The 21,667-nt window shown below is 45.8% G+C and carries 13 protein-coding genes; 7 read left to right on the top strand and 6 right to left on the bottom strand.

Translation table 11 applies throughout. The annotated features are described in order from the left end of the window. Positions 1-85 precede the first annotated feature (85 nt). The 3 genes from PRU_RS13655 to PRU_RS13645 are packed head-to-tail and all read right to left on the bottom strand — an operon-like array spanning position 86 to position 4,809. Positions 86-2,581: a M1 family aminopeptidase gene (locus PRU_RS13655; protein WP_041386313.1), complete on the bottom strand. Its 2,496-nt coding sequence runs from the start codon at positions 2,579-2,581 to the stop codon at positions 86-88. 54 nt (positions 2,582-2,635) lie between these two features. Then, a complete protein-coding gene (locus PRU_RS13650) occupies positions 2,636-4,000 on the bottom strand; it encodes an RluA family pseudouridine synthase (RefSeq protein WP_049769178.1) in 1,365 nt (454 codons plus the stop codon). Beyond that, positions 3,997-4,809: a bifunctional hydroxymethylpyrimidine kinase/phosphomethylpyrimidine kinase gene (locus tag PRU_RS13645; protein ID WP_013064698.1), complete on the bottom strand. Its 813-nt coding sequence runs from the start codon at positions 4,807-4,809 to the stop codon at positions 3,997-3,999. The genes PRU_RS13650 and PRU_RS13645 overlap by 4 nt, the downstream gene beginning before the upstream one ends. Before the next feature lie 76 nt (positions 4,810-4,885). Between PRU_RS13645 and PRU_RS13640 the strand changes: the two genes are divergently transcribed. The 3 genes from PRU_RS13640 to PRU_RS13630 are packed head-to-tail and all read left to right on the top strand — an operon-like array spanning position 4,886 to position 8,413. Next, the gene (locus PRU_RS13640) at positions 4,886-6,778 is read left to right on the top strand and encodes an AAA domain-containing protein (protein ID WP_041386310.1); all 1,893 of its coding nucleotides are present in this window, start codon (positions 4,886-4,888) and stop codon (positions 6,776-6,778) included. A gap of 52 nt (positions 6,779-6,830) precedes the next feature. Further along, the gene (locus tag PRU_RS13635) at positions 6,831-7,961 is read left to right on the top strand and encodes a hypothetical protein (RefSeq protein WP_013063511.1); all 1,131 of its coding nucleotides are present in this window, start codon (positions 6,831-6,833) and stop codon (positions 7,959-7,961) included. 2 nt (positions 7,962-7,963) lie between these two features. Continuing rightward, positions 7,964-8,413 carry an MgtC/SapB family protein gene (locus PRU_RS13630; protein ID WP_013064315.1) on the top strand — a complete coding sequence of 150 codons (450 nt, stop codon included), beginning with the start codon at positions 7,964-7,966 and terminating at the stop codon, positions 8,411-8,413. 39 nt (positions 8,414-8,452) lie between these two features. Here PRU_RS13630 and PRU_RS13625 read toward each other — a convergent pair whose 3' ends face one another. Further along, a complete protein-coding gene (locus PRU_RS13625) occupies positions 8,453-9,694 on the bottom strand; it encodes an esterase (RefSeq protein WP_013065014.1) in 1,242 nt (413 codons plus the stop codon). A 12-nt stretch (positions 9,695-9,706) separates the two neighbouring features. Next, positions 9,707-12,046: a beta-glucosidase gene (locus PRU_RS13620; protein WP_013065579.1), complete on the bottom strand. Its 2,340-nt coding sequence runs from the start codon at positions 12,044-12,046 to the stop codon at positions 9,707-9,709. A gap of 296 nt (positions 12,047-12,342) precedes the next feature. Between PRU_RS13620 and PRU_RS16375 the strand changes: the two genes are divergently transcribed. After that, complete coding sequence (locus tag PRU_RS16375) at positions 12,343-14,694, top strand: DUF4842 domain-containing protein (protein WP_218140787.1); 2,352 nt, start codon at positions 12,343-12,345, stop codon at positions 14,692-14,694. A gap of 92 nt (positions 14,695-14,786) precedes the next feature. On the opposite strand, the gene PRU_RS13610 is transcribed toward PRU_RS16375, so the two are convergent. Next, positions 14,787-16,118, bottom strand: coding sequence for an LruC domain-containing protein (locus PRU_RS13610; RefSeq protein WP_041386306.1), 1,332 nt, complete (start codon positions 16,116-16,118; stop codon positions 14,787-14,789). 170 nt (positions 16,119-16,288) lie between these two features. On the opposite strand from PRU_RS13610, the gene PRU_RS13605 reads away from it, so the two are divergent. The 3 genes from PRU_RS13605 to PRU_RS13595 all read left to right on the top strand — a co-directional run bounded on the left by PRU_RS13605 (position 16,289) and on the right by PRU_RS13595 (position 21,666). Next, on the top strand, positions 16,289-18,643 hold the full coding sequence (locus PRU_RS13605) for a hypothetical protein (protein ID WP_041386304.1): 2,355 nt from the start codon (positions 16,289-16,291) through the stop codon (positions 18,641-18,643). Positions 18,644-18,961: 318 nt separating this feature from the next. Next, positions 18,962-20,194, top strand: coding sequence for a nucleoside recognition domain-containing protein (locus PRU_RS13600; protein ID WP_013064839.1), 1,233 nt, complete (start codon positions 18,962-18,964; stop codon positions 20,192-20,194). A gap of 5 nt (positions 20,195-20,199) precedes the next feature. Next, on the top strand, positions 20,200-21,666 hold the full coding sequence (locus PRU_RS13595) for a lipopolysaccharide biosynthesis protein (RefSeq protein WP_013063903.1): 1,467 nt from the start codon (positions 20,200-20,202) through the stop codon (positions 21,664-21,666). Position 21,667 lies beyond the last annotated feature (1 nt).

The following is a 21,667-nucleotide window of genomic DNA, read 5'->3' as shown; positions in this document are numbered from 1 at the left end:
ATTTTTAATTTGAAATCACAAATATATTTACCTAAAACTTAAATTAAAAGCCCCTCCATACAATTAGGAGAGGCTCTTTAGATTATTACTTTCTTTTCTTGGTGACAGTCTTCTTAGCCGAAGCAGGCGCTGCCTTTACTGTCTTATCCACGTATGGAATCTGATTCATCAGCACCCAGGCCGACTCATATACGTAGTTCTTCAGATTGGCAGGGAAGCCAGCCGAGCTATTCAAGAACTTCTGTACCTCGGTCTTAGCCTCAGCGCTCTTATGCGAAGAAATCAACGTTCTGGTCCAGCGACTTGGAAAAGCCAAACTGTTAGTCTTCTGTATCTCAGGCAGTGCCTTCAAGCCCTCAACAATGTAAACATTGCTCTGTGGCTCATACACATCCGAGTTCAACAAACGCAGGGTATTCAGTACCCACGCCTCGTTCTGACGGTTCTCAGGCTTCAGCAAGCTCTTGAAAACCTCTACACGATTGCTGGCAATAGGATCAGTAGCACGACTTACGAAATCGAACTCCTGTCGCAATTCATCGGTAGTGAGGCGAGCGCGCTCCTTTTCCAGAATCTGCTGACGACGGTCAGGACGGGTGATGGCCAGACGATAGGCTATCTCCATATAGTCGTGCTCATCCAAAACGCTCTCGTTATGGCGATCCAGAATGGTCTGCAACTTATTCAGTACCTCAGGCGAGATAGCACTGGTACCCAACTTACGCCATACCAACTGGCGGCACTCCTTGGTTTTATTCTCACCCAGCAGATCCATAATTACCAACTCGAGTGTATAACGCTGCTGCATGGTCAAGTCTGAAGCAATCTTATGCATCTGGTCGATGGCTGTTTCCATAATTATCGGATTCTTCTCACGCCCCAAGAAACGGAACAGTTCGCCAAAGTGCGATGGCGCCAACTTACCCTGCAAGTAATTATCGTGAATCAGATTCAGCAAGGTATAGCGGTGCAAGTCATTGCGTGTTGTGATGAGACGCATGGGCAGAATCTTCACATAGTTATCATCGAGTGTAAAGCGACCATAACCGCGACCATCCTGGTTTGGAATAATATAGCCAGGAGCAGCACCACTCTTCTGCTTGAAGGTCATGGTTGGCTGCTGCATATCAACCTTGATAGTCTGCGACTGTCCTAAATTGCTGATCACCTTCAGCTCAAACTTCTGGCGCCAGCACAATCCACGTCCATAAGGATCGGTCTGCGATACAATCACATCACCATTCTTAAAAGAGGTTGTGATAATAGGCATACCTTTCTGATTTACCCATACATCACAGAACTGACGTACACCAGCACCAGGAGCCTGCTTGTCGAGTGTTTCAACAATCTGATTCCAACTGATATGACCCAGATAGTGATCCTTAATGCACTGTTGCAGACCTTTCTGCATGGCCTCGGCTCCCATCTCATCTTCAAGCATACGCATCATTACTGGTGCCTTGCAATAGTTAATATGGTCGTACATCCATACGGGGTCATGCGGATCACCATACTCACCTGCAATGGGATGAGAGACTTCGGTTCTATCCAGATTCATCGCATTGCGCATATAGGTATTCATGAAGTTTATCTCAAACTCATTCTTCTTATACTGACTACTGGTAATCTTTGATGCCATAAAGTTGGCCAGCACCTCCTTAGCCCAAGGCTCGTCGATAGCAGTGATATTACCGAACCATATATGAGCCGTTTCGTGGGCAATCAATTCGGTACGTTTCATCAAATCCTCCTTCGAAGGCTTCTTGCCTAAGAAAATGGTCTTCTCGCTCAGGGCTACAGCGCCACGACGCTCCAAACCGCCCAACTGGAAACTGGGCAGGATATAAACCACACCTTCTTTATCATAAGGGTTAGCTATACCAGTGTAACCCTCCATCCACTTCATGGCCTTAGTAACCTCTTTAAATACATCATCTATCTGGGCCACCTTGGCAGGATCGGTCTCTGTGTAGAACACGCGCAAAGTACGACCATCTACTGTAGACGATTTCTCGTTGAATTTACCAACTGCAAAAGCGTAGTGCGATGGTGCCATCTTCTCAGATATATCCACAGTAATAGCTTTCCAACCAGCAGGGGCATTGATGGTAGTCTGATACTGAGCACGCAAACCCTCTACATCGAAACAAGGGAAGAGGGCACGGCCTTCGTCGGCCTGCACCTGAGTATACAGCACGCTACCACTACGAACAAAAGCTTTGTCCTGACTAGTAAAGTCGAGTGAAACCTTATTTGTACCAGCCTTAAACAGTTTTCCTGGAATAATAATCTGATTATTCTGAATCTTTACACTGGCCTGCTTACCTTTACCTTTGTTTCCTTTATATACCAACACATTACCTGGTGTTCCCTGAAAATCGAGTACCACATCCTGCTTGGTTCTGGTATCGAATGTAATTGTAGCCTTACCTGTTACCTTTGCCTGAGGATTCTCTGGCACATTAAACGTCAGCTGATACAGGATACCAGTAATATTGCCCACACGACTATCCGCCTGAGCATACACACCAAGTGTAAAGAAACTTAGCATGCACAAACATAAATATTTAATAGCTTTCATACAATTATTGTTTTTATTTGCCTGCAAAAATAGCTAATTATCTGCAAACATCCATCAAATTGGCCATATTTTTTTGTCTTGCGGGCAAAAAAGATGCAAACGCTTACCAGTAGTTGGATGTTCAAAAGCTATCGACTCGGCCTGAAGATAAAGTCGATCTGCCTTATGACCATAGAGTTCATCACCCAAAATCGGACACCCTAACCCTTCTTGATGCGCACAGTGCATTCTCAATTGATGCGTACGCCCCGTATGAGGATAAAGGGCAAGAAGGGTTACTGGACGATGAGTGGTAGGGGATTGCTGACGGTCTAATACACGATATTCGGTAATGGCACGTTTGCCGTGCTCATAGTCAACTATCTGACAAGGGCGATTCATCGGATCGCTACTCAGAGGCAGATCGATTACACCATGAGGTTGTTGTATTTCGCCCTCGACAACTGCTAAGTATTTCTTCTTGATAGTACGAGCCGCAAACTGATTCTGCAAATGGTGATAAGCCTCGGGTGTTTTGGCTACCAGCATAATGCCGGAAGTCATCAAATCCAAACGATGAGGCAACATAGATGCAGCCCATCGTTCCTTAGCCCATGTAGCGACCGAGTAATCATCAGTCTTACCTGGTACACTCAGCATACCTGATGGCTTATAAACAGCCGCAATCGCCTCGTCCTCATAGACGATTTCGATGCCTTGATGCAAAAAGCCCGAGGTTTCCGGATCGGGATCCACTTCCAAACCTTGCAACATCCAAGTAAGCACAGGCTTACATTTACCTCTGCAGGCAGGATAAAACTCACCATGGTAACGCACTTCGCTTTTAGGCGAAGGTCCCCACCAGAATTCTGCCATGCATACAGGTTTTAAATGTTGCAGATAAGCATACTGCAACAGTTTTGGTGCACAGCAATCACCTGTGCCACCTGGTGGTAAGGGAAATTTCTTTTGTATTTTGGGGTTCTGGTGATAGTCGCGCCATATCTCCACCAGATCTTTAATTTCGCCATGGGCATTTAATATTCTGTATTGTTGGAATAGCCACAGTTGTAAATACTGCGACATCTCTTTGTGCAGGTTTTGAGTTTCAGATGATGAGTGTTGGTTAAGTGCAGATATCTCGCGCTCTTTCTGCTTAAAATAGCCATCAGGCTGCTGGGCATCAAAAACCGGCGGCACAAAATAGGGCCAGTCGTTCCGCCCTTCTAACAATCCAGAATAAGCAGCTAGGAAACCTAAGCCGCCATTAACTTCCACAACCAGGACCCCAAACATCTTACCCTCTTTCGGACCTATCCTTTCAATCTCCTGCTTCACCTCGTCGCATGCCAATAAACACAGCGGATGAGGTTCATAGCAGAAAGGCCAAGTGAACCGTTCTGGTTTGGGAATGTTAGTATGAAGAGGATGGATGATCATAAGAGATCGAGACATTTCTCTACTGGAATACCACGATTTTTATCATCGGTATCCTTGTAACGCTCAATCATTCGGAATACAGTATCCATCGCTGTACGAGTACTTGTCTTCAAGCTCTCGCCATTCAGCAGATGACCAATCAATACCGCTGAGAAGATATCGCCAGTGCCATGGAACAAACCAGGAATCTCATGATACTCCAGGTGAAAGTAGCTATCATCGTAGTGATTATAGCCCACCACCGCATTGCGTCCGTCTACCTTACAGCTTGTTATCAGAGCCGACTTGGTGCCTATCTTACGTAACTCGTCCAACAAATCGCCAGCCTCTTCCCAGCTAATACCTTCCATTTTGATTGGTGTATTGGTCAGGTAGCAAGCCTCGGTATAGTTAGGAAAACAGAGATGCGCAACCGATACCATCTCGCGCATCAGCTCCACCTGACGTTCCGTCATGCCATTATACAATCGTCCACCATCACCCAGAATCGGGTCAACGAATACCGTTGTGCCTTGTTCGCCCTGCTCTTTGCAGTAGCCAGCCACCAGTTTAGCCTGCTCATCGCTGAACATCAGTCCTGTACAGATGGCATCAAAACCAAAGCCAAGTTCTTTCCACACAGGCAGAGTACCACGGATGTAATCGGTGGTATCCTGGATATTAAACTTTCCGTAGTCGAGTGTATTAGACACAAGGGCAGTAGGCAAGCTATACGTAGGGATGCCTAAGTAAGAGAGGATAGGCAACATGGCTCCCATGCCAACCTTTCCATAGCCCACAACATCGTTAATAAGCAATATCTGTTTCATTTCGGCTGCAAAGTTACTATTTTTTAAGATAAGTCGATAATACTTTCCTATTTTTTTGCTAACTTTGCACACGTTTATGGAAAAACAACTTGATTCGCCGATATTGGCACTACAGAAACAACGGCAACTGCTACAAATGGAGTATGAGGCCGAGAAAGAAGAATTCCGCCAGCAGACAGAACAAATGGGGCTGCAGCGGAAGATAAAACGTGGTGACGTATGGTTTCCGCTCACCGTTAGCAAAACTTATTACAACTCGCTGAACCAACGCGTTATAGAGGTTTTAAGACAAACCGACGAGGAGATTGAACATAATTTTGAATATGGCAAGCCCGTAGTATTCTTCAGCGTGGATGCCGACGGGAAAATCAGCTATTTTAAGATGACAGCCAGTGTGAGCTATGTAGATGGCAACAGAATGGTAGTAGCTGTACCCGATGGCATCGGACTGGTAGAGATACAGGATGCCGAAAAGTTAGGAATACAACTCTTCTTCGACGAGACCAGCTATAAGATGATGTTTGATGCGCTTGACAGAGTGATGAGCGCCAAAGGACGATTAGGCTATCTACGCGACCTGTTTTATAACAGACAGAAGGCTGAGACTTTCAATTTCAGTCCACTACACTTCACATATCTGAATGCCACACAGGAAGATGCTGTAAACAAGGTGCTGAGAGCCAAGGATGTAGCCATTGTGCACGGACCTCCAGGAACCGGCAAGACTACCACACTAGTTGAAGCCATCTACGAAACGTTAATGCGCGAAAGCCAAGTATTGGTGTGTGCTCAAAGTAACATGGCAGTTGACTGGATATCAGAGATATTAGTCGACCGTGGCGTAAACGTCCTGAGAATAGGAAATCCCACCCGCGTGAACGATAAGATGCTATCGTTTACCTACGAGCGCCGCTTTGAAGCCCATCCCGACTATGAAATGTTGTGGGCATTAAGAAAGGCTATCCGTGAGGTTCGAGCCAATCGCAAAAGAGGCGACCAGAAATTCCACCAAAAGGTGGAGCGCCTAAAGGAACGAGCCACCGAACTGGAATTGCGCATCAAGAACGATCTGTTTAGCGAAGCACGTGTGATAGCCTGCACCTTGGTAGGCTCGGCCAATAAAGTGCTTGATGGTCAGAAATTCGGCACCTTATTTATTGACGAAGCAGCCCAGGCGCTCGAAGCAGCCTGCTGGATTCCTATGCGACGTGTATCGAGAGTAATACTAGCTGGCGACCACTGTCAGTTGCCACCCACCGTTAAGTGCTACGAGGCCCTGAAGGCAGGATTAGGCAAAACACTGATGGAGCGCATTGTTGAAAACAAGCCTGAAGTGGTGACGCTGCTGAAGATGCAATACCGCATGAACGAAGAGATTATGCGATTCTCGAGCGACTGGTTTTACAACAACCAGGTGGAAAGTGCACCAGATGTAAAGTATCGCAGCATTCTGGACCTGGATGTACCGATGACATGGATAGACACCTCACAATTCGATTTCCCCGAGGAGAGCGGCATCACATTCAAAGAAGAGTTTGTAGGCGAGAGTTTTGGTAGAATTAACAAGGCCGAGGCAGAATTGACCATGCTGGCGCTGCAACAGTATTTTGAGAAGATTGGTAAGGAACGTATAATCAAAGAACGCATCGATGTGGGTGTGATTTCGCCCTATCGCGCCCAGGTACAGTATCTGCGCCAACAACTGAAAAAGCGCGAATTCTTCAAGCCTTTCAAAAGTCTTATCAGCATAAATACCGTAGATGGATTCCAAGGACAGGAGCGCGACATTATTATGATTTCGCTGGTACGTGCCAACGACGAAGGACAGATTGGTTTCCTACGCGATTTGCGCCGTATGAATGTAGCCATCACCCGTGCCCGAATGAAACTAATCATACTTGGAGATGCTTCGACACTGACTCGTCATCCATTCTACAAGAAGCTCTACGATTACATAGAAGCCCTATAAAAAACTTCATAAATGTTTGCGAGTTTCGTTTTTTTGTATTACTTTTGCACCTATGATAAAGATAAAAAGGGTTGAAACTAAGCGTGAGCTTAAGCAGTTCGTACAGTTCTATTACGACCTGTACAGGGGATGCGACAGTGCTGTGCCCTATCTCTTTTCAGATGAGATGTCAACGCTTCGTCGCGATAAGAACCCTTCGTTTGAATGCTGTGAAGCAGAATATTTCTTAGCATACAAGAATGGAGAGATTGCAGGACGCGTGGCTGCCATCATTAACCATCGCGCCAATGAGCGCTGGGGGTGCCGACAGGTACGCTTCGGTTGGTTCGATTTTATCGACGACCCCGAAGTGAGCACAGCACTCTTAAAAGCTGTAGAAGACTGGGGCAAAGCAAAAAGCATGACAGAGATAGCCGGTCCGTTAGGTTTTATCGATACCGACCGTGAGGGCATGCTTGTTGATGGATTCGACCAGTTATCTACCATGTACATTAACTACAACTACCCCTACTATCCTCAACACATGGAACAGAAGGGGGGATTCATAAAGGACAACGACTATGTAGAATGCAAGGTGAAAGTACCCGAAGTGGTGCCTGCCAAGTTTGCCAAGATTACTGATATGGTACGTAATCGCTATGGATTGAGGGTACATAAGTTTACCCGCAAGGAACTGGTAAGCGATGGCTGGGGCCGCGAGGTATTCCATCTGTTGAATGCAACCTACAAGGATTTGTACGGATTCTCGGAACTTTCACAACACCAGATAGACAAACTGGTGAACGATTACATTAAGATTGCCGACCTGAACCTGGTTACAGGAATTATGGACGGCGATAAAATGGTGGGATTTGGTGTAACCTTCCCCTCATTCTCACGTACCCTCCAGCGCACTCGCGATGGCCGATTCCTGCCCTTTGGCTGGTGGGAATTGCTGAAAACACTGAAATGGCATAACACCGATACTGTCGACCTGCTACTGATAGGCGTACTACCCGAGTATCGTGGCAAAGGTGCCAACGCCCTGATTTTCGATGACCTGATTCGCCAGTTCCAGCGCTATGGCTTTAAATGGGCAGAAACAGGCCCGCAGATGGAGACCAACGAGGGTGTACTCTCGCAGTGGCAGTATCTGGATGCCACTATTCACAGACGACATCGTTGTTATCGTAAAAAGATATAGTTATGGATATGACTTGGGAGTTTATATTACGCATATTCGTAGCCGCACTCCTTGGAGGTGCTATCGGACTGGAGCGCGAATATCGAGCCAAAGAGGCAGGTTTGCGCACCCACTTTTTAGTGGCATTAGGCTCGGCAGTATTTATGATAGTCTCGGCTTACGGATTCGACGGCGTTATGAATACGCCTGAACACCGTTGGGATGTTTCGCGTGTAGCTGCCCAGGTTGTATCGGGTATCGGTTTTATTGGCGCCGGTACCATTATCTTCCATAAAAGCGAGAATGTGGTTCGTGGTTTAACCACCGCAGCAGGTTTGTGGGTTACAGCCGCCATCGGTCTGGCTTGTGGAGGCGGTATGTATGTACTCTCCATAGCATCCACAGTTTTAGTACTGGTTGGTTTAGAGGCCTTTAACTTTGTACTTCGAAAAATAGATAAGCATAAGAAATAAAGAAGAACCCTCACCAATTGGCGAGGGTTCTTTTTGCTATTACTTAAAAATCTTCTGGGCGAACATGGTGAGATAAATACGCCAGTTGCGCCAGATATGACCACCATCGGTCTCAACATACTCATACTTGTAACCCTTGCTATCCCAGTAGTTACGCAGGTCGACTGTGCTCTGATACAGGAAATCAGTCTTACCCATACCCATCCAGTAGAGCTTTGGCTTGCTACCGAACAGTTTAGCACTCTGCTGTGCGAAGGTTTTACTATTCTCAATCTGCTTGGCAAACGAAGCCTCGTATGTACCATTCTCCAAGTGCAGACCAGCCGAGAAAAGACCGAAGTAATCGAACTTGTTAGGATAGAGCAGACTTACGTGGAAAGTGTGACCACCACCCATCGACAAGCCACAGATAGCACGGTGAGAACGATCCTTCAGAGTACGATAGTTGGCATCAACATAGTTTACGATATCCATAAAGCTCTCGGGGATTGATGCTGCTGCAGGAGCTGTAGGACCAGTACCTCCGTCGCGGAAGCCTGGAGTGTACATACCCCATGACCACTCACCAGGAGCAGCCTGACAGTTGGGATTACCGTTAGGCATAACTACAATCATAGGCTTAGCCTTACCTGTTGCAATCAGGTTATCGAGAATCTGTGCGGCACGACCGAGCTCGCTCCAAGCATTCTCATCGCCACCTGCACCATGCAACAGATACAGCACAGGATACTTACCACCCTTATCATAACCAGCAGGGGTATAGATAGTCATACGACGCTGCATTATCAGTGTAGGACTATTGTACCAAACCTTACTCAGGTTTCCGTGAGGCACCTCGTTTACCTTATACAAATCGCCTTTATCTCCCTTCTGGTCGCTTACAATAAAGATATTTGTAAACGAAACGATATCGCGATTTACATAGATGTTAGCGGGGTCCTTTACGCCAGTCATACCATCGATATTGAAGGTATAGCTGTACATCTCAGGAGCCAGCTTATCGGTGGTAAAGCTCCACACGCCATTCTTACCCTCTTTCAGTTCAGCAACACCTGGGGCATCGTACTTGCCATAGCCAGGAATGTCGATCTGCTGAGTTGGCAGGAAGTCGCCTGTCACCTCAACCTTTACGGCTTTAGGAGCAAAGAGATTGAATGTTACGGTTCCGTCTTTGTTTACAACGGGGGATTGAACACTGGCACTATTGAAGAGTTTCTCCTGTGCCTGAGCGCCAACACAGCACATGGCTGCCAGCGCTAAAGTCATGATTTTTTTGTTCATACGATTGTTATATTACCTTTTTAATAAGTTAAGTTTCACATTGGGTTTCATTACGTTGTTTACCTTCTTAGTCCAGCCCTTTACATTTGCTGATGCCTTAGCCTCAACATCGTTAGCCGATGAACAAATCAGGAAGTTGTAGCGACCAGCATCGGTTTTCCAAGCAGAAGCTTTCTCGTTGAACGATGCTAAGTCCTCTACCTTTACCAGCATGGTAACAGTCTCTGTCTGTCCAGGCTGCAGCAAACTTGTCTTAGCATAGTTGCGCAGTTCCTTTTCAGGTTTGTTCAGTTTCTTGCTGTTTGGTGCAGCCACAAAAAGCTCTACCACATTGCGACCAGCCTTCTTGCCTGTATTCTTCACATCAACCTTAATGGTATAAATGCCATTTACCTCGCTCACACACATATTCTCATAAGCAAAGGTGGTATAGCTCAGTCCGAATCCGAAGGGATAAGCCACAGGTTTTCCAAAGCTGTCAAAGTAGCGATAGCCTACATAGATATCCTCCTCGTAGTTAGTAAAGTCGATATTAGCCTGGGGCTCACGTTTCTTGGCATCATCCTTGTTGCGCCCCCACATAAACATCGAGCCCATCGTCTTATCGTCCACATGAGCAGGGAAATTCTTATCAGCATAGGCATCACCATACTTCACTTGGAAGGTCATAGGCAGTTTGCCGCTGGGGTTCACCTTGCCGCTCAGTACATCGGCCACAGCAAAACCACTCTCCTGACCGCCCTGCCATGTGCAAACCAGCGCATCAACTTGGTTCTGCCACGATGCCACGTCGATAGGACTACAGATATCGAGCAATACAACTACCTGCTTGCCCTTTGCATGATAAGCCTCGCTTACAACCTTGATGAGCTGCTTCTCGCCCTCTTTCAGGTAGAAGTCGGCCTCGCTGCGATCGGCAGCCTCACCACTCTTACGACCCAAAGATATGATAGCTACATCCGAACCGTCGATGGCAGCATTGAGTTCATCGGCAGTAAACTGCTTCTCATCGGCACGTGCAGGTGGCATGAGTGAGAATGGTGGACGACCATTGGGGAACAAACGCTTTTCCTCGGCAGCGATATGCTGGGTATAGGCGCGAATCAGTGGCTTATAAACGTCGTAGCCAGCTGAGCGCATACCCTCAACAAGCGATACGGTATAGTGACCAACTGAGGTGCCACCAAAACCAGAACCACCAGAAATCCAGTCGTAGCTGGTACAACCAAACAGAGCCACACGCTTACCCATCAATGGCAGAATACCACTATTCTTAAGCAGTACGATACCATCGGCACCTACCTGACGAACCGTCTGGGCATGAGCCTTTAAATCAGGTTCGTTGTTATACTTATAACCTTTAAAGTTATGAGTCTTTATCACATACTCAAGAATGCGTTTAACGTTGGCATCGAGCACCTCCATGGGCAATTTGCCACTCTTGGCAGCCTCGAGTATGGCCTGATATTGCTTGTCCTGACCAGGCTGCAACATATCGTTGCCAGCAAGCATCGCAGCTACGGCATCGTCGCCAGCATTCCAGTCGCTCACAAACATACCCTTCCAGCCCCACTCGTCGCGAACGATAGTAGTAAGCAGTTCACGATTCTGCACAGCGTATGGACCATTCAGCTTATTATAAGAAGTCATAATAGTCCAAGGATCACTCTCCTTAACCATTATTTCAAAAGCCTTGAGATAAATCTCACGGAGCGCACGCTGCGACACCTGAGAGATATTGTTATTGCGGTTAGTTTCCTGATTGTTAGCCACAAAGTGCTTAGGGCAGGCAGCTGTACCCTCGCTCTGCACGCCACGTACATAGCCTGCAGCGATGGTTCCTGAGAGATAAGGATCCTCAGAGTAATACTCATGGTTGCGTCCACACAATGGGTTACGGATAAGATTCATGGCAGGCGACAGAATCCAATCGAGTCCGAACTCACGCACCTCGTTACCAATACCCTGACCAACCATAAAGGCTGCCTCGCGATCCCAGGTAGAAGCCAACGTCATCGAAGCCACGAAATCTGTAGGATAGTAATCGTTATGATCCCAAGCACGAGTGGCATTCATGCGCAAGCCTTGCTGAGAGTCGGCACAATAGGTTTCGGGGATACCCAAACGAGCCACCGAGAATGTACTACCGGCTGTACCAGGGAATTTGGCCTCATCGTTAAAATGCATGCCGCGCCCCAGTACCATGTGGCACTTTTCTTCGAGGGTCATTGCCTTTACAATCTCATCAATGTTTTCAGCCTTTAACTGCTGGGCAGTTGCATTAAGGCTGCAGCCACACATGGCAGCTACAGCCATTACAACCAAACAAATGTTATGAAACGAAATTTTCATTGTTTAATTTATATTTTTTAGTTATTATGAATTTGGTTTCTGGGTGCAAATATACGATAATATTTTGAAACTTGCGAGTGCAAAGGTAAACAATCTTTCAGAATGTTGCTTTCGATTGCGTACTTTTGTTTTTCACCTATGTTCAAATCAGTTACAACGTTTTCTGATTTGTTCAAAACCGTTCTGATTTGTTCAAAATGTATAATATTCGCAAAAATATTTGGCTGCTACAGATAAAGTCCGTATCTTTGCACCGGAAAAATATATTTGACTTAGAATTTAGCTAATAGTAGAGTATGAAAAAGTACCTTTTGAATGGATTCGCATTCCTTACTATGGGAGTGGCTATGACCTCTTGTATGAAGGAGGTTAACGTTGAAGTGCAGGAGCAGCAGGCCTCACTCGATAATGCCCAACAAACACTTGGATTCTACATCCCCGCCAACCAGGACTGGGTGATGACCACTACCGCTACAGCCACCTTTAACGTAAAGGGACTGAGCGATACCAACGGCACCGTATATGTATTTTCAAATAGTCCACTGGCCGAGGGCTATGGCAGCATACTTGCCAGCGCACCGATGACAGGTACAACCACCACCATTAGCGGATTCCGCATTCCACAGTATATGACCAAAGCCTTTGTGGGCCTGCAAGAGAGCGATGGCAATATGATTTACAAGTGCGTTGACATCGAAGACGGTCAGATTAATGCAAGCTACGACTTCAGCACTACTGCCAATGCACGTACAAGAAGTATTACTGTAAATGGTGATACATACGATGCTTTTAATTTCCCCAGCAATGACGAGTTAGCATCAGCCTTCCCAACATCAATCCCTGCTAACGCAGATGAGGTCTCAGAACTTGAAACGCTTTACAAAGGTACAACTGTCCAAACTCAATATGGACCAGTAACTATGTGGGATTTATATGCAATTTACGTCAATCGTATTAAGGCTGGTTACAACCTAAAAATAACCCAGGCAGGCACTTTCGAACTCGGAGGAACTTATCAGAATATTGTTGATGGCGTACCACAATTATATAATGTGTATGTTAACGTAGATGGTAATGTAACCATCCGTAGAAATGGCTCCACTCACTTTAACCTGTATATTCTAAGAGGTAATGTAACGCTGGAGAGCAACTATGGCGAGCAGGCTGGTTCAATTTCTGTTGCCGCAGGGGCCACACTGAACGACCAGCGTAACAGTATTGCTGCCAATCAAGGTATCAAGATGTATAACCGCGGCACCATTAATGCTACCAACACCGAAGGATATGATATTGGCAACTTCAGCACAATTTATAACGAAGGAGATTTCAACATTAGTGGACCTATGAGTTATTCTCCTGGAAGTGCCAATACCTCATACTTTATCAATATGGGCGATGATGCAAATATCACCGCGCCTTCAATGACACTGAACTCATCATGTAATTTCTATAACAGCGGAAAGGTTAATATCACTAATGAGACGGTCGTAACCCAGTCAAACATTTATTGGATTAACAATGGCTATTACGAAACCGGTAGTATTGAATTCAGTGCATGGAATTCTACTTTCTACAACTACTGTCAATTGTTTGTTCATGGCCAAGCCTATATGCACGATGGACAATTCAATCTTATGAGTGGTAGTTACGCAGAAATAGAAACAGCCATCATCAACAACTTCCGAATCAACATGAATGGCAATGCTGGCATAAATATCAAAGGCGATAGCCATTGGAAAGGCCAGGGCGATAATACCTATCAGGGATTCATTGCAACAGGCGAGAACAACTATGTACGTCTGGGTGGCACAACAACCGTGGAAGCTCATAGATACAGTTTAGTAACCGAAGGAAAGATCTTTATCGGCATTAAAAACCTTAACGACCAGGGCAAAGATAATAAATGGTATGGTCCGGATGTAGAATTCAGAGAGAACACAAAAGTTGTAGAATTCAGCGAGTTAAATCCAACCTATAATGCTACCGATTGTGGTGCCAGCTGGACTAGCAACCCACCAATTGCCCCAACACCTGTCGAGAATCAGACTTGGACATACGCCTTTGAGGATAACACCACCAAGTGCGACTTTGATATGAACGACGTGGTGATTCAGGTGAAACAGAATAGTAGCAACTCTAACAAAATAGATATTACTTTGGTAGCAGCAGGTTGCGAATACGACAACTACGTATATTTAGGCGATACACGCATTAGTTGGCCCAATGGAGCTGAGGTACACGCTGCATTCGGTGCACCTAGCAAAACCATGGTAAATACAGGTCGCGGTCGCGGCGTGGATCTGCCTGCCGTAACAGTAACGATCGACAAGCCTTCGGCCGACTTCGACTTCCAGAATGCCGACTTTAAAATCCGCCCATTCAAAATTGGTGCAAGTCCAGATGATTTATCAAAGTCGCTTAGTAATGATTTTATTGGCATTGTAAAGGAGGGTAACCCAAGCGGACTGGCTCAGGCACCACTGGGTATCGCCATCCCTGACAAATGGAAGTGGCCAAAAGAGCGCATAAATATCATCAATGCTTACGAGGGCTTTGTTGCATGGGGTAAGCAAACAGATCTGACACTAAGAGCCGAAACAGGGGGCTGGTATCAGAACCCAACAGCCGATATGGTTTACGACGAGTAATTTTTCAAACTCTATTATAAGTCAAATTGAAAAAGGAGGGGTGTACACGTGATGTGAACGCCCCTCCGCCATTTTTCTTAACTCGTACGCTATTAGTACGTCATACTTGTATTGGGATAAAGATACCAGTCAAGGAATCGTGTATGATCTTCGGCCCACTCACCAAAGCTATGCCCCGAAGTGGCGTAGGCTCCCATCATTGCCACAACACCCGACTCAAGTTTCTTTCTATAACCAATCTCATTACCCTCTTGAGGATAGAGAAAATCGCCTTGTGGCACCATTAATGCCCAAGGCAGGTCCTTAAACGATGCTACAGAATAATCAGCAAACACTTTGGCAGCCTTGAATTGCTCAACATGAGTCTCAAAATTACCACCATTATAATAGGTAATAATAAACGGATCGAGAGTTTCCTGGCAGAAGTTATCAAGCGAGTTTATAACAAGCTGATTATCTTCCTTGAACGTAATCACATAGCTAAGTGTGCGTTCTGAACGCGACTGATAGACATCCGTATCGTAATAGTCGCTATAAGGATCCATTACATTGTATTTCTTTCGCGTAAACAGTCCATAGTCGGCATTGATGTTAAAGGCCATAGCCCAATGGGCATCGCAAAACAGATTAAGCACTGCCTCCTGGTTACGTCCCTTCATTAACAATGAATGAGCCACTGTTTTATCGCTGAAGATATTACCAAATGGGTAAAGCGTCTGGTCGTTGATACCATCATTGAATGTTACACCCGTGGTGGTATAAACCGAGTCGATATCATCATACGAATAACCAACCAGTCGGATACAGCCTGCTATCTGCTTTTCGGCGCCAACAGCCGAGAGGGTTACGTTCACAGTAATCTGATTAACAGCGGTACGCTCCTGCGAAACACGCATCACCACATCGTTGTAATCGTAATCGCCTGGTTCGGGATAATTTTCCTCAAAAAGGTATGTGTAAGTCTGAGGCTTCAATGTCGACAATGCCTTACCCGTAGTAGCAGCCGAAAAATCTATCGTTTCTTCCGATCCCTGCGAAGAGGGGAACGAGGCTACGGTAAGATTGCCGCTGGCATCAACAAGTGCTGCATAAAGGGTTGTTACCTGATAAGGCACATCTACCGTAAGAACACCCGACTGATTACCCGAAACGTAAATCTGATTCATCAGTTCGGCCTTGCTATTTGATATTGGATTGGCAGAATAAATACGTAACTGCTTGTAAGACCCCGAAGGCACCTGATATCGCAGGCTCTTGCTCTCCGAAAGCATCCACATATGCTGCTGGTCGACACTATCCACAGCCGAGAAATAATGTATCAGTTCGCGATGGGTATTCTCGTCGTACACATTCTTACTACAAGAGACAACTCCGAGCATCACCACCACACCTGCTATAAGTGTAATAATCAGACTTTTACGCATAATATCATCTATTTTTGTGGCCAAAATTACAAAAATATCTCTATTAATAGTGCATATTTCTGTAATATTTACAGATTTTAACTATCATACTGATACAACCAATCAGAAAAAATGGTAACTTTGCACCGAAAATCGAAACAGTTACGTAACAATTTATTAAAGTCTGCAATATGAAGAAGTATTTGATAGCAGGGGTATTGGCTCTGGTTAGCAACATATTTATGACCAGTTGCCATGAAACCATGGAAGATTACGGAAGCCTGGAGGAAGCTAAAAAAGCCAAATTTGCCGAGAACTTTGAGAAATTCTACGGCAAAATCAGTCCTACTCAGGATTGGGGATTCAGCGATGCCAGTATAGCTGCAACCAGAGCTATGACACGAGGAGTAGGCGATAATTCATGCGGAACCTGTATTAAGCCCGACATGACCAACTATCCCAGTGCAAATGCTCCAGCCGACATAACTGCCGAAGAACGCGCTTATGTAAAGAACTGGTTTGAGACCCACCCAGGATTCACAGAAGGACTCAACATCAGCAACTTCTACGTTCAGCATGTATATGGCGAGGCCAGCAAGCCATACCTAGTATGGTATGAAGCCTACGACCAGAACTACAAGACCAATCATCCTGGAGCTACATCCAACTACTATCGTGCAGACTATTGGGATAATGGTACAATTGACTACCTGAGTGTGGGCGATGGAACCAACTATACACATCTGAAAGATTTCAACGCGAACGATGCTGGAACTCAATGGAAAACCATCTATATGGAAAACAGCTCGGCTTTGAGTTTTAAATATCATTGCAGCTGGTCGAGCGAAGAGTTCACCTATTTCAAGTGCGCAGAAATTGATGTACCTGGCGTAGGCAAGGGCTGGTACGTAGGAATGTGTATGTATGGTGAGAAATACGACAATGGCTACCGCAAGATAAATAAAGAGCAGAAAGATCTGCAATACGCCGACGACTGGATTGTAAAAGTTATTCCTGGAAACGGCAGCACCATCAGCACCGACAAAGTTACCAAAGTATACAAAAAGAAGACGGTAATGGTGCACAAATGGGTATTCTGCGAGGACCTTGGTAGCTCATCAAGCAATAAGGATTACGACTACAACGATTTGGTATTTGATGCAAAAATCATCGACGAGTGCAAGGTTTTGAGAGATGCCGATGGTAACGAATCGGCATATACCGACGATCATTCTCACTCATACTATGCCGAAGTAACACCACTGGCAGCAGGAGGCGAATTGATGATTAAGTTTAATGCATTAAGCAGTAACATCCACCAGATGTTCACCCCAACAGCCGGGGACAACGTACTAATCAACACCTGTCGATTTGATCAGGACATACCTACACCACATATCGAGGCGTTGGCAGGAAATACAGACAAAATCAGTTTTACTTCGGAATACGATGCCAACATCAACAACCTTGTAGTTATTGTACGCTCTTCGCAGGTAGCTTACGATCTTTCGGCATATAAGGGCGAAGCTCCTCATAAGATTTGTGTACCCGTAGGCACCCGCTGGGCTTATGAGCGCACAGACATTAAGGATGCTTACACTGGCTTTTCAAGTTATGTAAGCGGTGGCGCTGAACCATGGGGCACAACTGGCGTTGAGGATAATCTTTATCCCTTGGATGGCGTGGTTTACGACATGAAGACCGACAAAACCGGATCAGTAAGTTATGAAGAGCTTAGCAGCAGTTCAACTACTACATATAGCTACTCATTGGCCGACGCAGCCAACGAGCATGTATGGTGGAGCGACGTATCTGGCAACACCAAATTCGACAATTGGAATGGTTACGTAGCCATTTCTACTGACGAGTTAAATGCTGCAGGAATTGGAAATGGTACTATCATAAGAATCTATTTCACAAGCGAGAGCGGTTATACCATAAAGGCAACAGATAATACCTGGGGCGATTTTGAACTTAACAACACAGGTTGGAACAAGAATCTCATTAGCGGCAATGCAAAGAATGGTTATGTGGAGTTTAAACTAAACACCACCACGGCAAACCGCTTTAAGCAAAGTGGTCTTATCATTCAAGGAACTGGTGCCACTGCACTTGCCCTTACTTACGACAACAGCCAGAAGGTAGCTGATGAGGTTCCTGCAGCAGAATCTGAAATATGGACAGGACCATTAGACTTTGGATGGAGCAACAAGATTTCACTCCCCTTGGACGCATTTATGAATAAGGGTGTAAAAGGTGGCAGCATCATACGCTTCTATGTAGAAAGTACTGCAACTAACTACAATAGCAATGAAAATGAATGGGAATTCACAATCTTTACTGGTTATGAGCAAGGCTGGACAATGGCAAATAGCTATAGAAACGGCTCAAATACCGACATCAGTAAGGGATACTTCGATTATATACTGACTTCTGACGATGCTCAGGTTTTGGCTATGGAAAAGAACTTAGGTTGGACTCCAGGTTCAAGCTTGCAGGTTCAAGGCCAGAAATTCAAACTGAATAAGATAACCCTTATTCCATAATAATTGGATTTTTCAAAATAAAAATAAGACTTTAATAAATGTTGGGGAGGGCATCTGCGGGAGCAGGTGCTCTTCTGTTTTCAATAAAAAACCTGCCGTTTAATGAATTTTAACAACAATAATCATTGGCGGTGCACTATTTTTAGTATTTTTGCATGGTAAAAAAAGTAAACCGGTTTTTTAACCAATTACTTTGCATCAAATACTTAAACAAACTAAAAATGAAGTGAGCGGCTGCGGGAGCAGGTGCTCTCTTTTGCTTTTATTAGCTATAATGCTTGTTTATATCGGAAAAATACTGTATCTTTGCACGCTGTTATGGTACTTAATTGGATTTGGATAGGATTCTTTATCATCGCATTCGTGATTGCCGTGATAAAACTGGTGTTCTGGGGAGATTTTGATGTATTCCCAGCCATGATGGATTCAACGTTTTCTTCGTCAAAAACTGCCTTCGAAATTTCACTGGGTCTCACAGGCGTATTGTCGCTGTGGCTGGGTATTATGAAGATAGGCGAAAAGGGCGGCGTGGTAAACGTACTGGCTAAGTTGCTTAGTCCGATTTTTACCAAGCTGTTTCCCGATATCCCCAAGGGGCACCCCGTTACGGGCTCGATATTTATGAATATCGCAGCCAACATGTTAGGACTGGATAATGCCGCTACACCACTCGGACTTAAGGCGATGGAGCAGTTGCAGGATCTGAACCAGAAGAAGGACACAGCCAGCAATCCGATGATTATGTTCCTGGTACTGAACACCAGCGGACTTACACTCATACCAATATCTATCCTGGTGTATCGTGCCCAGATGGGTGCTGCACAGCCCACAGATATTTTTATACCCATCCTGCTGGCCACGTTCTTCTCTACGTTGTCAGGTATCATCATCACCAGCTTTTTCCAGAAGATCAATCTGCTCAATAAAACCATGCTGCTTACCCTTGGCGGTGCAGCTCTGGTGGTAGCCACAGTTATCTGGGGCTTCGGACAGATGGACTCGATATTGATGAACAAAGTGAGCACCAGCGCCGCTAACATTATGCTGATGCTGATTATCATCGCCTTTATACTGGCAGGCGTTCGCAAGAAGATTAATGTGTACGATGCGTTTATCGAGGGTGCCAAAGAGGGCTTTACTACTGCCGTACGTATCATCCCCTACCTGGTAGCCATCCTGGTGGGCATCGGTGTGTTCCGTGCCTCAGGTGCGATGGACATGCTGATTGATGGCGTGAAATATGGTGTAGAGGCCTGCGGTGGTAATACCGATTTTGTAGGTGCGCTGCCCACTGCGCTGATGAAACCACTCTCGGGCAGTGGCGCTCGCGGCATGATGGTCGATGCCATGACGACCTATGGCGCCGACTCGTTTGTAGGCCGACTGAGCTGTATTTTCCAGGGCTCTACCGATACCACCTTTTATATCCTCGCTGTTTATTTTGGTAGCGTAGGCATTGTAAAAACACGTCACGCTGTGGCATGCGGACTATTAGCCGACTTGGCTGGCATCATCGCTGCCATCGCAATAGCATACTTGTTCTTCGGATAAAAACTATGGCAAATTTAAAATCATTAGTAAAAGACACGGCCATCTACGGCCTTTCGAGCATTGTAGGTAGATTCTTGAACTACCTGATGGTGCCGCTTTATACTTACACCCTGAAGAGTTGTGCCGATTACGGCATCTACAACGATATCTATGCCCAAACAGCGCTGTTGATGGTGCTGCTTACGTTTGGTATGGAAACCACCTTCTTCCGCTTTATGAATAAGGAAGAGGGCGACAAGATGCGTGTGTACAGCACGGCACTGATGATGGTTGGCGGCGTGTGCCTCACGTTTGCTGCACTGGTACTGCTGTTTATCAACCCCATCGCCAGTGTGCTCGACTATCCCAACCACAAGTGGTACGTAGGTATGATGTTTGTAACCGTGGCTCAGGATGCCTTCCAGGCCATCCCCTTTGCCTATCTGCGCTACAAGCATCGCCCCATTAAGTTTGCATCGCTCAAGTTGCTGTTTATCTTCATGAGCGTTACGCTTAACGTGGTGGCTTACTGGCTCATGCCGCAAATCAACCCCGAGTGGCAGATACACATCGGTTATGCCTTTGCCATCAACCTGCTGTGTACCACTATTATATCGTTCTGCCTCATCAGCGAGCTGGTGGGCTTTAAATGGCAGTTCGATAGCCAGAAGTGCAAACAGATGCTTAGCTACTCGTGGCCCTTGCTGGTGCTGGGTATTGCAGGCATACTGAACCAGGTGGCCGGACAGATACTGCTGCCACGTATCCTCGACTCTGAGGAGGGTCGCCATCAGTTAGGTATCTATGGCGCCTGCATCAAAATTGCAATGATAATGGCCCTGATTACCCAGGCCTTCCGTTTTGCCTACGAGCCCATCGTATTCGGTTCGGCCAAGGAAAAGAACAGCAAGGAGCTGTATGCCAAGTCGATGAAGTTCTTCGTGATATTCACGCTGCTGGCATTCCTATGTGTCATGGGTTATATCGATATCTTCAAGTACCTGGTAGGCGATAAGTTCCGCGAGGGACTGGGCATTGTGCCGATAGTGATGATGGCCGAGATATTTATGGGCATCTACTTCAACCTGTCGTTCTGGTACAAGCTTATCGACAAGACCATCTATGGCGCCTGGTTCTCGCTGGCAGGTTGCGCTGTGCTGTTTGGCGTTAACGTTATCTTCATCCCCCAGATAGGCTACTGGGCCTGCGCTTGGGGCGGACTGGCAGGTTATGGCACAGCTATGGTGCTGAGCTATATCGTTGGTCAGAAGCAGAACCCCATCCCCTATCCTATGAAGGATATCGTTATTTACTTTATCGCCGCAGGTGCCTTCTTTGCTCTGATGAAATGGGGCGAGCAGCGACTGCCTGCCTGGGCATCACTCATCTGGAACAGCCTGATGATTTTAGGCTTTATCTATCGCATCATCAAAACCGACATGCCACTTTCAAGCCTGCCAATTATCGGAAAGAAATTCAAGAAAACAAAATAAA

Origin of the sequence: Xylanibacter ruminicola 23, from assembly GCF_000025925.1 — a bacterium.
Taxonomy (GTDB): Bacteria; Bacteroidota; Bacteroidia; order Bacteroidales; family Bacteroidaceae; genus Prevotella; species Prevotella ruminicola.
The sequence above is the reverse complement of the archived record's forward strand: the minus strand, read 5'-3'. Positions and strand labels throughout refer to the sequence as shown.